The sequence below is a fragment of the Sphaerotilus sp. genome, assembly GCF_034519685.1.
Lineage (GTDB): Bacteria > Pseudomonadota > Gammaproteobacteria > Burkholderiales > Burkholderiaceae_C > Sphaerotilus.
Genome location: NZ_JAXHOF010000006.1, coordinates 189,442 through 202,518, shown reverse-complemented (window position 1 = coordinate 202,518; position 13,077 = coordinate 189,442). Strand labels below are relative to the sequence as shown.

Below are 13,077 nucleotides of genomic sequence, written 5' to 3'. Positions count from 1 at the left end.
TCCGCTCAGCGCCGCTCGAACTTGAACACCGCCGTGCTGGCGCGCAGGTTCGGCCAGTGGCGCACCACCTCGCCCTCGTGCAGCCCGAAGGCGTCGAGGATGCGCAGCCCGTTCTTCTCGGCCAGGATGCGGAAATCGGCGAAGGTGCCGACGCGGATGTTGGGCGTGTCGTACCACTGGTAGGGCAGCACCTTGGTCACCGGCATCCGCCCGCGCAGCACCTGCAGCCGGTTCGGCCAGTGCGCGAAGTTGGGGAAGCTGACGATGCCGATGCGGCCGACGCGGGCAGTTTCCTGCAGCATGGCCTCGGTGTTGCGCAGGTTCTGCAGCGTGTCGAGCTGCAGCACCACGTCGAAGCTGTTGTCCTCGAACAGGCTCAGGCCCTCTTCGAGGTTGCGCTGCAGCACATTGACGCCGCGCTGCACGCCGGCCAGCACCTTGGCATCGTCCAGCTCGACCCCGTAGCCGCGGCAGCCGCGCCGGTCGCGCAGCAGCGCCAGCAGCGAGCCGTCGCCACAACCGAGGTCCAGCACGCGGCTGCCTTCGGGCACCAGGGCCGCGATGGTTTCCATGGCTTGTCGCTGGCTCATGCGTGCAGCTCCGCGGCAATGTTGGCGTAGTAGGCGCGCACGACACCGTGGTAGCGCGCGTCGTCGAGCAGGAAGGCGTCGTGGCCGTGCGGCGCGTCGATCTCGGCGTAGCTGACGTCGCGCCGGTTGTCGAGCAGCGCCTTGACGATCTCGCGCGAGCGCAGCGGGCTGAAGCGCCAGTCGGTCGTGAAGCTCACCACCAGGAACTTCGCCTGCGCGCGGGACAGCGCGGACGACAGGTTGCCTTCGTAGTCGCGCGCCGGGTCGAAGTAGTCGAGCGCGCGGGTGATCAGCAGGTAGGTGTTGGCGTCGAAGTATTCGCTGAACTTGTCGCCCTGGTAGCGCAGGTAGCTCTCGATCTGGAACTCGATCTCCTGCGTCGAGTACGACAGCTCGGCCGCGCGCAGCGAGCGCCCGAACTTGGCCTCCATCGAGTCATCGGACAGGTAGGTGATGTGGCCGATCATGCGCGCCACGGTCAGGCCGCGTTTGGGCACCACGCCGTGGGCGTAGAAGTGGCCGCCGTGGAATTCCGGGTCGGTGACGATGGCGCGGCGGGCGACCTCGTTGAAGGCGATGTTCTGTGCCGACAGGTTGGGCGCCGAGGCGATCACCAGCGCGTGGCGCATGCGCTCGGGGTACTGCAGCGTCCAGCTCAGCGCCTGCATGCCCCCCAAGCTGCCACCCATCACGGCCGCGAGCTGCGTGATGCCCAGCCGGTCGAGCACCCGTGCCTGCGCATCGACCCAGTCCTCCACCGTCACGACGGGGAAGTCGCTGCCGTAGGGGCGGCCGGTGTCGGGGTTGACGTGCATCGGGCCGGTCGAGCCGAAACAGGAGCCGGGGTTGTTGACGCACAGGACAAAGAAGCGGTCGGTGTCCAGCGGCTTGCCGGGGCCGATCAGGTTGTCCCACCAGCCGACGTTCTTCGGCTGGTCGGCGTAGACGCCCGCGACATGGTGGCTGGCGTTGAGGGCGTGGCAGACGAGCACGGCGTTGCTGCGCGTGGCGTCGAGCGTGCCGTAGGTCTCGAACATGAGCGTGTAGTCGCGCAGCACGGCGCCGCTGCGCAGCGGCAAGGGCTCGGCGAAATGCATCTGCTGCGCGGAGACTGGACCCGGCATCGACATGGAGAGGCTCCTGAAAAAAAACCGGTCGCCGCCACCGAGGCAGTCACCGGTTCATCGGGTGCCCCTCTTTAGCGGCATTTGTAGAGCGCCCGCAATCCGGACCAAATCGGCGCTGTGGGCGGCAAGTGTAGCGCGCCGGACCGGAAACCGGCCGCCCGCACACCTCTGCGCGATCGGGTTGACCCCGTTCCCCGAGACCGGTGGTGGGGCAGGTCCGCCGTCCCTCGTTTTCGGGATGGGCCAGAGGTTCCCGTCTTGCAGACAATTGTTACAACGTGGTTCGATCCGTCACCACGGCCACCCTCCCTTCCCAGCACTGCCCTCCTTCTCTCGTGATGTCCATGCATCTGTCCGACCTGCCAAACGATCCCTGGCTGCTGGCCCTCTGCACCGTGGTGCTGCTCACCGTGGCAGGGCTGGTCTGGGGACGGTGGATACCCGGCGGGATGCGCAGGCCGTTCGAGTCGAGCAGCGGTTGGCCTGGCAATCCCGGCAACTCCGGCACCCACCACCAGGGCCCGGTCCACGAAGTCCAGGACCGGCTGGGCCTGCAACTGCTCACCGCGCGCTCGCTGGCACAGACCGGGGGACAGGTTCCGGCCGGAGCGCGGCTGCAGCAGCTCGACCACCAGCTCGCCCAGGCCCTGCTGTCGCTGCGCCTGATGCGCGACGCGATGCGCACCGAGCCGGCCTCGCTGGCCGATGGACTCACTGGCTTGCACGCCCATTTCCAGCCCCTGCTGGCCGAGCGCGGCGTGCGGCTGGACTGGGAGCTGACACCACAGGCCGAACAGGAGGCCTTGTCGGCACGGGCGCGCCTGCACCTGCTGCGGGTGACCCAGGAGGCGCTGGACAACGCCATGGCACACGCCCGCATGGCCACAAGGGTGGCCCTGTCATGCAGCCGGGTGGAGGTGCGCGGACAGTGTCCGCACCTGCGTCTGGTCGTGCGGGACGACGGTCAGAGCGGCCCGACCGACCGCAGCAGCCGCAGCCTGGTCAGCCCGCCCGACTTCGTCTGCACCGGCACCGGTCTGGCGCGACTGGAGCATCAGGCCGCCGAGATCGGCGCGCGTCTGGCGGCGGGGCCGGGACCGGGCGGCTGGGTGGTCGAACTCACGCTGCCGCTGGACTCAGGGACAGCCTAGGCCCAGGCCCAGGCCCAAGCCTAGGGCGTCGGCGGCAGCGTGTTGGCGAAACTCGGGCGCGCCGAGAGTTTCTGCATCAGGCGCGCCAGATTGGGATGCTCCTCGCGCCACGCGATCTGCGGGAAGCGGAAGTCCAGATACCCCAGCGCACAGCCGACCGAGATGTCCGCCAGCGAAGGATGCAGACCAGAAAACCAGGTCCGGTCCTCCAGCCCGCGCCCCAGGGCGAGCACGCTGGCGTGGACCTTGCCCATCTGGCGGTCGATCCAGGCCGCGCTGCGCTCATGTTCAGCGCGGCCGGGCCAGGTGGTTTCCAGACGCGCACGCACGGCCGCATCCAGCAGACCGTCGGCCAGCGCCTCCCAGGTACGCACCTCGGCACGCTCGCGGCCCTTCTCGGGGATGAGGCGGCCGACAGGCGACAGCGTGTCCACGTATTCGACGATCACGCGCGAGTCGAACAGGGTGTCGCCACCTTCCAGGATCAGGCAGGGTACCTGACCGAGCGGATTGGCCTCGTTCAGGCTCGACGGGTCGGACCAGGGGTCTTCCAGCACGAGCTTGTAATCGAGTTTCTTCTCCGCCAGCACGATGCGCACTTTGCGAACGTAGGGGCTGGTGAGCGAGCCGATAAGTTTCATGAGCAGGCGTGGAATTTGTATTTTTGCGGGGGACGTCCCCGCTTCATTCTAGCCGGCCACTCTCGCTGGCGCGCGGACCACGGGCTTCAGGCCGCAATCTGCCGGTGCTGCAGCCGTCCTGCACGCATCTCGTCGTCGCAGCGCCGCATGAGGGCCTCGACCGTGTCGCCGGGCCGCGCCTGCGCGTGGCTGATGCCCACCTGCACCACCAGCCCCTGTGTCAGGGCCGACCAGTCGTGGGACTGGACCGCCTCGGCGATGCGCTGACAGACGCGGGCCGTGTCGTCTGCCGAAGACCGGTGCAGCAGCACGGCGAACTCGTCATGGGTCCAGCGCGCGGGCAGGTCACCCGCCCGCAAGGTCTCGCGCAGCAGCCGCGCCACGGCGCACAGCACACGGTCCCGGACCAGCGGCGCGTGGCGCTCGGCCAGGGACTGGATGCCGGTGATGCCGATCTGCAGCACTGCGCAGCGTGCGCGCGACAGGTCCATGCTGCCCAGCAGCTCCTGGGCACGCTGCAGGAAGTAGCCGCGGGCGTGCAGGCCGGTCAGCCCGTCGTCGGGCGGCAGGCTGAGCCGGGTGCGCTGCTGGAGATCGCGGGCGCGGGTCTGGGACAGGAACTGCGCCAGCCGTGCATGGCTGGGCAGGGCGCGTTCGTGGCCACCACGGCGGCGCTGGGCACCCTCCCGCGCCACCTCCAGCGCCAGCGCGTGTTTGCCCTGGGTCAGCAGCACATGGGTCAGCATCCGGGCGCCCTGCTCGGCCAGCGCTTCATGCGACAGGCGATGGGCCTCGTCGAAGACCCGGCGGGCCGAGGCCTCTGCCGCGGGCCAGGCACGCTGCTTCAGGGCGATCTCGGCGGCAGCCCAGACCGCGAGCAGGTCGAGCCACGGCCGCTCATCCTGTGCGAGTGGCCGGATGGAGGCCAGCTGCGCCCGGGCACGCTCGGCTTCGCCGCGCCAGCAGGTGAGCAGCACCTGCACCCAGCCCAGCTGAAAACGGCCCGCCCGTGGCACCAGCGCCTGGAGCCCACCCGGCATGGCCTCGCAATGCGACAGCACCTCGGCCACGGTGGCCTGCACGGCCAGGAAGGGCGCATGGTCGGCCACGCGGTCATCGCTGCGGATGCAATGCCAGGCCTGGATGCAGGCACGCTCGATCAGCACCTGCACCGCATGCCCGCTGCCCGGCATCTCGCGCGCCTGGATCCGCGCGCTGTCGAGGCAGCCCAGGGCCGGTTCGGTCTGCCCGGCCCAGCTGAAGGCCTGCGCCAGCGCTTCGGCGGCCAGCAGACGGTCACCGGCATCCTCGCCATCCTCGGCCAGATGCTGCGCCAGCAGACCCGCCTCGATCGCCTCGTCCGGGCGGTTCAGCGCGGTGGCAGCCACGCAGGTCAGCACCCGCGCCTGCACGAGATCGCGATCGGATTCGCCTGCATGCAACAGCGCCGCCGCACGCCGCGCCGCCTCCAGCATGTCGAGAAAGGCCGACTGGAACTGGTCGCAGCGGGCCCGGTGCAACCAGCCGCGCGCCTGGGCTCGCACATCGTCCGCAGCCGTGGCCTGCTCGATCAGGTGCAGGGCCTGCCGCCGACAGTCGCCGACGGCACCAGAACGCCAGAGGGCGCAGCAGGTCGAGTCGAGGTCGTTCAGGCGAAGCAGGTCGGTCATGTGTTCCCCATCATCCATCTTGTCGTCGGGTGATCTGATCTGGTGATCTGATGATCTGGTAGAGCGGAAAGTATGAAACGCCCGGACTGAACAGGCCGCGCAGGAGTTGGCAATTGCCACAAATTTCACTTCCATTGCACCCGAACGGGGGATTCAAATGGAAATGAAAATACAAGCAACCCCGTGCACCGGCTGATCAGGGGCTGGCAAGCGAGGCCCAGACCGGCTGCACCGCAGCCAGCAGTTCCCGGTCCGCACCGCCATGCGCATCGGCCAGCGAGGCGGGATCGACATCCCGCAACAGCGCATCGGCGACGGCCCCCAGCGCCAGCAAGCGCTGCAGTGCAGGCGGATGGTGACACCAGGTCGACGGCGACAGCACCCGCTCGCGCACATGGTGCACCACCGGTGCGGCCAGACCCCAGCGGGCACAGAGCGCGCTGCCGTATGCGCCGTGGTGGACCCCGCACGCCAGAGCCTCGGCGGCACACAGCGCCGGCAGGTCATGCCCCAATGCGGCCTGCAGCGCTTCGTAGGTCGGCCCCAGCCGCGCCAGCAGCACCGCCTGTCCAGCGCGGGCAAACAGCCCGGCGGTGTGGGCCTGCAGCGGATCGAGCCCGAGCGCCCGCGCGCTGCGCCCCATCAGCAGACCGGCCCGCCCGGCGTCCTGCCACAGGCGCTCCATGGCCGGCGTCGGCACGAAAGCCGCGCGCAGCGCCGTCTGGAAGGTGACGGCCGCCACCTCGCGGCTGCCGAGATAGCGCAACGCCTCGCCCACGGTCTCCACCCGGCGCAGCAGACCGAACATGGCCGAGTTGACGGTACGCACCAGTCCAGCCGCCAGGGCCAGATCGGATTCGATCAGCGCCGCCATCGTGTCCACCGAAGCGGGCGAAGCGTCCTCCAGCAGCGGCATCAATTCCAGCAACACCCGTGGACAGGCGGGCAGATCAGCTTCCAGCTGGCGCAGATCAGCGGACAGGGACATGGGAAGCACTCCTACGGAATCGAAATCAATTGTTACTGAATACTTCTTCCAGCTTCAGAGGGAACAAGGCTTGCACACGGACTCGAAATGGGTGGAGATCCTTTCAATCGCATGAACAACGGACTGCGCACGTGGGAATATCCACCATGTTCTGTGCGAATCTGTGAACCTTGACACGTCTTGCAGACGGTATTGACTGGATGAACCCCATGATGCCTGTCTTGGCTGCTTCCGCTTCGGCGCGCACGCGCCCTCCTGCCGAGGTGCCGGGTCGCTCCCCGATCCCATTCGACGAGGTCCTGCTGGCCGCCGAGCGCCTGGCACGCTGGCGCATCGGCGCCACAGTGACCTACCGCCCCTTGGGTGATGAACCACCGCGCCGTGTCGCGCAACGCCTGCTGGCCAGTCTCGCGCCACTGGCGGGCCTGCGGTCGAACGCGCAGCTGCTCGTGCATGTGGCCGCCCTCGGACATGACCAGGCCTTGCTGGCAGAGGTGCTGCAGGCGGCCAGGGCGGCGTCGGTGGCGGTGACGCTGGACCTGACGGTCGCCGAGCGTGCCGATGCGCTCATGGCCTGCGCCGCCGATCTGCAGGCAAGTCATGGCGACCTCGGCCTGACGCTGTCCTGCGACCGCCAGCGCAGCCTGGACGACGCAGCCTCCGCCTGCGCGCTGGGTCTGCGCCTGCGGCTGGTACAGGAACGGCACCATGAGACTGGCACCAACCGCAAGGCCGCGGCAGACGCATTTGCGCGCATGGTCGACCAGGTGGCGGGCCGCGCACGCCATGTCACCCTCGTCTGCCACGACCCGCAGATCGTCGCCGACAGCCTGACGCGGCTGCGCGCAGCGGGCACGCCCGTGGCGCTGGAGCTGCTGCCCGAGCTGCCGCACCAGGGCGTGCTCTGGGTGGCCCGGACACACCATCTGCCGATCCGCAGCTGCGTCAGCTATGGTCGCCCGCAGGCGGCTGCCTACCTGGGTCCGACGGCGCACACCCCGCGCGTGCTGTGGTGGTCAACCCTGAGCAACAGCCTTGGCACCCTGCTGCCGGCTGCCGGCCACGCCTGAGCCCTCTCACCCGGGCATTGGCGCGGCGTCCTGCGTGGGATCTTCTCCCAGCCGCAGCTGCTCGCTCTCCGGCGAACGCACCGGCGTGGCCCGCGCCAGCGCCATCCAGATGGCGAAGGGCAGGCCCGCCTCGTGGGGCAGCGCGCGGGCAGGTGCAGGCCGCAAGGTCTCCAGCTGCCCGCCACGCATCTCCATCACGCCGCATTCGGGCGGCACCTCGTCGACCCGGCCGATGCCCTCGGCCAGCACATAGACCACCGCGCCCGCCATGTCGAGATAGGCCGCGCGCTTGGCCGGGCGGCGCAGGTCGGCCAGCAGGTCAGCCCGACGCACCTTGATCTCGTGCACCACCGGCTGCAGGTAGGCCGCCACCGAGGTGTGGCGCACCGAATAGACGTCCGGCATCGCCATCTGCCAGCCTTCGCCCTCCTCGGTGACCACATGCGCGCGCAGCGACAGCCCGCGCCAGGCGATGCGGCCCTCCCGGACCTGGGCCAGCGCGACTTGCTCGACCAGCGCCTCGTGGTCATTGCGCACGGCCCGGTTCAGCGCAGCCGACTCGGCCAGGGTCTGGATGCCGGCATCGGTCACGCGCAACGTGCAGCGGCCTGCGGCGTCGTGCTGCCGCTCCAGCAACCCCATCGCCAGCAGTTCCGCTTCGACGATGTCCTGCGCTGGCCAGCCGGCGGAGCGCCAGACTTCGCGCAGGCGGCGGCGGTGCAGGCTGGTGAGACGGGCAACGGTCATGGACGTACGGGTGGCTGGAGTGGCATCGATCATGCCGCAGGCCCTGCGGGTCACATGGACTGCACCAGCATCGCCCGGTAATCGGCCGCGTCGGCCAGCCGTGGATTGGTCTTGTGGCAGTGGTCGGCCAGCGCACCGGCGATGACCCGGTCGAACAGCGACTCGTCCACCCCCATCGCCGCCAGCCCGGACGGCAGCCCGAGCCGCGCATTCATCGCGTGGATCGCCGGCCCGATCTCGTCCGCGCCGGACAAGCCCATCGCGTGCGCCATGCGCGCCAGCCGGCGCTCGCGCTGCACGGACTCGGCCGCGGCGTTGAAGGCGATCACGGCGGGCAGGAACACGGCGTTGAGCGTGCCGTGGTGCAGCCGCGGGTTGACACCGCCCAGGCTATGGCTGAGCGAATGCACGCAGCCGAGGCCCTTCTGGAAGGCCATCGCGCCCTGCATCGACGCGCTCATCATGTGCAGCCGCGCGTCGCGGTCCTGGCCGTCGCGGGTGGCGCGCTCGATGTGGGCCCAGCCGCGCGCCAGGCCGTCGAGCGCGATGCCGTCGGCCGGCGGGTTGAACGGCGCGGCCATGAAGGTTTCCATGCAGTGCGCGATGGCGTCCATGCCGGTGGCGGCGGTGAGCAGCGGCGGCAGGCCGAGCGTGAGGTCCGGGTCACAGATGGCGGCCTTGGGCATCAGGTGCCAGGAGTGGAAGCCGAGCTTGCGGCCGTCGTCCACGATCAGGATGGCACCACGGGCGACCTCGCTGCCGGTGCCCGCGGTGGTCGGCACGGCGATCAGCGGGGCGACAGCCGCGGTGATCTTCGGCGATCCACCCTCGATCGTCGCGTAAGTCCGCAGCGGGCCAGGGTGGGTCGCAGCGATGGCGACACCCTTGGCGAGGTCGATGCTGGAGCCGCCGCCCACCGCCACCAGCCCGTCGCAGCCCTCGCGCCGGTAGACCTCGGCGGCGGCGCGCACCGCCGCTTCCGTCGGGTTCGAGGGGGTCTGGTCGAACACGGCCACGGGCAGGTCGCGCAGTGCGTCCAGCGCCGGCTGCAGCACGCCCGCCGCGCGCACGCCGACGTCGGTGACGACCAGCGGCCGGGTGATGCCGGTGCGGGCACATTCGTCGGCGAGCAGGCGCACGGCACCGGACTCGATCTGGATCTGGGTGAGGTAGAGGATGAGCGACATCCCCGCATCCTAGGCAGCCACCGCACCGGCCGCAGCACAGGATTACCCGAGAGAGATCACTGCAACGCCCGCTCCAGCGCATGCAGGGCCAGCCCGATCAGGCCGCCCACCACCGTGCCGTTGAGCCGGATGAACTGCAGGTCGCGCCCGACGCCCAGCTCCAGCTCCTGCACCAGCACGGCGTCCGGCCAGTCGCGCACCGTGCGGGCGATGTGCGCGCCAGCGCCTTCGCGCAGCGCGGGCGCCAGGTGCTCGACCGCCGACTCCAGATGTTCCTGCAGCGCGGTGCGCAAGGCGCTATCCGCCTCCAGCGTCTCGCCCAGCCGCTGCGCCACCACGCCCATCTGCGTGCTCAGGCGCGAGCCGGGCGTGGCCAGATCGTCCATGAGCCAGCGACGCAGCTCATCCCACAGGCCGTGCACCTGCGCCTGCAGTTCGGGTGCGTGCAGCCAGCGGTTCTTGGCCTCGTTGATGCGGGCCGCGAAGTCGGGGTCGGTGCGCAGCCGCTCGATCCACTCGGCGACCACCGTGTCGAAGGCCAGGCGGCGCGGGTGCTGCGGGTCGTCATGCACCTCGCGCAACCAGCTCGCCAGCCCGCGTGCCGTGGCCGCCCCGAGCTTGAGCCCGAAGTCCTCCGGCTTGCCCATCATCGCCAGCCCGCGCAGCAGCATCGGGTACTCGCGCCCGGCGATCTCCAGCAGCATCGACGCCAGCGTGTGCTGCACCGGCTCGGTCTCGACGTGGTCGGCGGCTTCCTTCAAGGCTTGCCCGAACAGCACCTGGTGGCGACCCTGGGCCGTCAGCGTTTCCAGCAGATCACCGGCCGAACGGGACAGGTCCAGCCCTTCCAGCCGAGCAGTCACCGCGCGCTGCACCGCATCGCGCACGCGGGGATCGTCCAGACAGGCCACCACCTCGGACAGCACGCCCTGCAGATGCTCGCCCAGACGCTGCGCATGGGCCGGCTGGCTCAACCACGCGCCCAGGCGGCGGATCGGGTCGAAGCCGCGCAGGCGGGCGATCAGCATCGGCGTGTCGAGGAAGCGGTCGCGGATGAAGTCGCCGAGCTGGTCGGCGAGTTGCGCCTTCTTGCGCGGCACGATGGCGGTGTGCGGAAACGGCAGCCCGAGCGGCCGGCGGAACAGCGCGACGACCGCAAACCAGTCTGCCAGCGCACCGACCAGCGCGGCTCCCGCAAAGGCGGCGACCCAGTCCCACACCCCGACGCGGTGCTGCGCCAGGGCCAGCGTCAGCAGCGCCGCGCAGGCCAGCAGCAGCGCGAGGGCCATCATCTTCATCTGGCGCAGGCGGACTGCGCGGTCGACAGGCAAGGCGTTCAGCATCGGAGCGAGAAAAAGGAGAAGTGGCAACCGCGCAATTGTGCGGTGCGCGAACCGCCTGTCGCACCGGGCCGTGCATGCAGTGTGCGCATACCGCACCAACTGCTGTTAAATGGGCGCATGGCGCACAAATCAGCGCCCCCCTGTTCCCCCGCGACTAACCTTGATCCAGAGCAGATTCCATGCACCTCCACCCCACCGACACCGCCCCCATCCCCGCCATCGCAGACCGCGATCGGCTGGGTGCACTGGAAAAAGGCCTGCTGGTCATCGAGGCCTTCGACCAGGATCGCGCCCGGCTGACGATCAGCGAAGTCGCCGTGCGCACCGGGCTGACGCGGGCCGCCGTGCGGCGCTGTCTGCTGACGCTGGTGCACCTGGGCTATGCGCGACAGGACGAGCGGCATTTTTCGCTCAGTCCGAAGGTGATGCGGCTCGGCCAGTCCTACATGCACTCGGCGAAGCTGCCGCGGGCGATCCAGCCGCAGCTGCAGCGGATCGCGATGGCGATGCAGGAGGCCAGCTCGGCCGGCGTGCTGGACGGCGACGATGTGATCGCCGTCGCCGCGGTGACGGCCGGGCGCGTGGTCTCCTCGACCTTGCAACCCGGAACCCGTGTGCCGGCCTACTGCACCGCCAATGGCCGCGTGCTGACCGCGTGGTTGCCCAGCACCGAACTCGACGCATGGATCGCCCGCCAGGAGATGCCCGCCCGCACGGTGTACACGCTGACCGACCGCCAGCGCCTGCGCGAAGAACTGGCCCGCGTGCGCGCCCAGGGCTATGCGCTGGTGGACCAGGAGCTGGAGCCGGGTCTGCGCACGGTGGCGGTGCCGCTGCGCAACCGGCGCGGCGAGGTCGTCGCGTCCATGAATGTCAGCGTGCACGCCGCGCGTGTGCGCATCGAAGACCTGCTCGACCGCTGCCTGCCGATGCTGCTGCAGGCGCAGGAACAACTCAAACCGCTCTTGTAGCGACATCCCCTGGAGACTTTTCCCATGTCTACGTCCACGCCCACCCCCATTCCGCGCCGCACCCAGGTGGCCATCATTGGCGCCGGCCCGTCCGGGCTACTGCTCGGCCAGTTGCTGCACAACGCCGGCATCGACAACGTGATCCTCGAAGCGCGCAGCGCCGAGTACGTGCTCGGCCGGATCCGGGCGGGGGTGCTGGAACAGGTGTGTGTGGACCTGCTGGACGAGGCAGGGGTTGGAGAGCGCATGCACCGGGAGGGCCTGGTCCATGGCGGCATCGAGCTGGCCTTCGCCGGCGCCCGCCACCGCATCGACCTGCAGACGCTGACGGGCGGCAAGACCGTGATGGTCTATGGCCAGACCGAGGTCACCCGCGATCTCATGGAGGCCCGGGCCGCCTGCGGCGCACCGATCGTCTACGAGGCCGCGGAGGTGCAACTGCACGACGTCGACAGCGCCATACCGCGGGTGAGCTACACGCACGAGGGCGTGCGCCATGAACTCGCCTGTGATTTCATCGCTGGCTGCGATGGCTTCCATGGCGTGAGCCGGGCCAGCATTCCGAAGGAACGCATCCAGCACTTCGAGCGGGTCTACCCGTTCGGCTGGCTGGGCATCCTGGCGGACGTGCCGCCGGTGGCGGACGAGCTGATCTATTCCAACCACGCGCGGGGTTTCGCGCTGTGCAGCATGCGCAGCAAGAGCCGCGTGCGGCACTACGTGCAGTGCTCGCTGCAGGACAAGGTGGAGGAGTGGAGCGATGCGCGTTTCTGGGACGAGCTGAAAAGTCGCCTGGATCCGGAAGCCGCCGCACACATGGTCACCGGCCCGTCGATCGAGAAAAGCATCGCGCCGCTGCGCAGTTTCGTGGCCGAGCCAATGCGCTTCGGCCACCTCTTCCTCGCGGGAGACGCCGCCCACATCGTCCCCCCGACGGGCGCCAAGGGACTGAATCTGGCGGCGGCGGATGTGCGCTACCTCAGTCGCGCCTTCATGGAGTTCTACGCCGACAAGCGCACCGCGGGCATCGACGACTATTCGCGCAAGGCGCTGCGGCGGGTCTGGAAGGCCGAGCGCTTCAGTTGGTACCTGACCAGTTTGCTGCACAAGTTCCCGGCAGGCGCCGGAGACACCGGCGAAGTCGGCCACCGGATGCAGACTGCCGAACTGGATTACCTGGTGCACTCGACAGCCGCGATGACCTCGCTGGCGGAGAACTATGTGGGGCTGCCGTTCGAGGAATGATTCGGAATACCCCGGCTGCCCGGGGTATCAAACAATCGGTTCCCCAAGAGCAAAACCCCCTCGGCCGATGAGGGCAGAGGGGGTAAGCGGTGTAGAAGCCTGACGATGACCTACTTTCACACGCGCGGTGCGCACTATCATCGGCGCTAAGTCGTTTCACGGTCCTGTTCGGGATGGGAAGGGGTGGTTCCAACTTGCTATGGTCGTCAGGCGTAAAGGGTCTGCCCGGTGGGGTGCTCAGAGGAGAGCGCCTTGGGTGGGCAGGAATTCGCAGAGTCGAATCTGGTATTGATTGCGTTGTACAAGGATATTGTACGGACAGACTGTAAGTACGGTTCACTGAATAC

At 69.2% G+C, this 13,077-nt stretch carries 12 protein-coding genes, 1 rRNA gene and 1 riboswitch; of the genes, 4 read left to right on the top strand and 9 right to left on the bottom strand.

The window, feature by feature from the left end; translation table 11 throughout:
- Positions 1–5: 5 nt before the first annotated feature.
- On the bottom strand, positions 6–590 hold the full coding sequence (gene metW / locus U5O44_RS11985; RefSeq protein WP_322588698.1) for a methionine biosynthesis protein MetW: 585 nt from the start codon (positions 588–590) through the stop codon (positions 6–8).
- Positions 587–1,714: a homoserine O-succinyltransferase MetX gene (metX, locus tag U5O44_RS11980; RefSeq protein WP_322590482.1), complete on the bottom strand. Its 1,128-nt coding sequence runs from the start codon at positions 1,712–1,714 to the stop codon at positions 587–589. The genes metW and metX overlap by 4 nt, the downstream gene beginning before the upstream one ends.
- 56 nt (positions 1,715–1,770) lie before the next feature.
- Positions 1,771–1,843, bottom strand: a riboswitch (SAM riboswitch).
- Positions 1,844–2,061: 218 nt separating this feature from the next.
- On the opposite strand from metX, the gene U5O44_RS11975 reads away from it, so the two are divergent.
- Positions 2,062–2,868 (top strand): sensor histidine kinase, encoded by an 807-nt coding sequence (locus tag U5O44_RS11975; protein ID WP_322588697.1) that lies wholly within the window; start codon positions 2,062–2,064, stop codon positions 2,866–2,868.
- Between the two features lie 20 nt (positions 2,869–2,888).
- Here U5O44_RS11975 and U5O44_RS11970 read toward each other — a convergent pair whose 3' ends face one another.
- The 3 genes from U5O44_RS11970 to U5O44_RS11960 form a co-directional block, all read right to left on the bottom strand.
- Complete coding sequence (locus U5O44_RS11970) at positions 2,889–3,509, bottom strand: glutathione S-transferase family protein (RefSeq protein ID WP_322588696.1); 621 nt, start codon at positions 3,507–3,509, stop codon at positions 2,889–2,891.
- An 86-nt stretch (positions 3,510–3,595) separates the two neighbouring features.
- Positions 3,596–5,179 (bottom strand): GGDEF domain-containing protein, encoded by a 1,584-nt coding sequence (locus U5O44_RS11965; protein ID WP_322588695.1) that lies wholly within the window; start codon positions 5,177–5,179, stop codon positions 3,596–3,598.
- A 196-nt stretch (positions 5,180–5,375) separates the two neighbouring features.
- A complete protein-coding gene (locus tag U5O44_RS11960) occupies positions 5,376–6,167 on the bottom strand; it encodes an HDOD domain-containing protein (RefSeq protein WP_322588694.1) in 792 nt (263 codons plus the stop codon).
- A 209-nt stretch (positions 6,168–6,376) separates the two neighbouring features.
- Here U5O44_RS11960 and U5O44_RS11955 point away from each other — a divergent pair, with 209 nt between their 5' ends.
- Positions 6,377–7,237 carry a hypothetical protein gene (locus tag U5O44_RS11955; RefSeq protein WP_322588693.1) on the top strand — a complete coding sequence of 287 codons (861 nt, stop codon included), beginning with the start codon at positions 6,377–6,379 and terminating at the stop codon, positions 7,235–7,237.
- A 6-nt stretch (positions 7,238–7,243) separates the two neighbouring features.
- Here U5O44_RS11955 and U5O44_RS11950 read toward each other — a convergent pair whose 3' ends face one another.
- From U5O44_RS11950 to U5O44_RS11940, 3 genes are read right to left on the bottom strand one after another with little or no spacing between them, the layout of a single operon-like run.
- Positions 7,244–7,984, bottom strand: a complete 741-nt coding sequence (locus tag U5O44_RS11950; protein ID WP_322588692.1) for a hypothetical protein — start codon at positions 7,982–7,984, stop codon at positions 7,244–7,246.
- Between the two features lie 50 nt (positions 7,985–8,034).
- Entirely contained in the window at positions 8,035–9,171 is a 1,137-nt protein-coding gene (locus U5O44_RS11945; RefSeq protein ID WP_322588691.1) for an iron-containing alcohol dehydrogenase, read from the bottom strand.
- 56 nt (positions 9,172–9,227) lie between these two features.
- Positions 9,228–10,502 (bottom strand): DUF445 domain-containing protein, encoded by a 1,275-nt coding sequence (locus tag U5O44_RS11940; RefSeq protein ID WP_322588690.1) that lies wholly within the window; start codon positions 10,500–10,502, stop codon positions 9,228–9,230.
- Positions 10,503–10,693: 191 nt separating this feature from the next.
- Here U5O44_RS11940 and U5O44_RS11935 point away from each other — a divergent pair, with 191 nt between their 5' ends.
- Together U5O44_RS11935 and pobA are read left to right on the top strand one after the other, a co-directional pair.
- Positions 10,694–11,485, top strand: a complete 792-nt coding sequence (locus U5O44_RS11935) for an IclR family transcriptional regulator domain-containing protein (RefSeq protein ID WP_322588689.1) — start codon at positions 10,694–10,696, stop codon at positions 11,483–11,485.
- 24 nt (positions 11,486–11,509) lie between these two features.
- Positions 11,510–12,730 (top strand): 4-hydroxybenzoate 3-monooxygenase, encoded by a 1,221-nt coding sequence (pobA, locus tag U5O44_RS11930; RefSeq protein WP_322588688.1) that lies wholly within the window; start codon positions 11,510–11,512, stop codon positions 12,728–12,730.
- 97 nt (positions 12,731–12,827) lie between these two features.
- On the opposite strand, the gene rrf is transcribed toward pobA, so the two are convergent.
- Positions 12,828–12,941: ribosomal RNA gene (rrf, locus tag U5O44_RS11925) — 5S ribosomal RNA — on the bottom strand.
- Positions 12,942–13,077 lie beyond the last annotated feature (136 nt).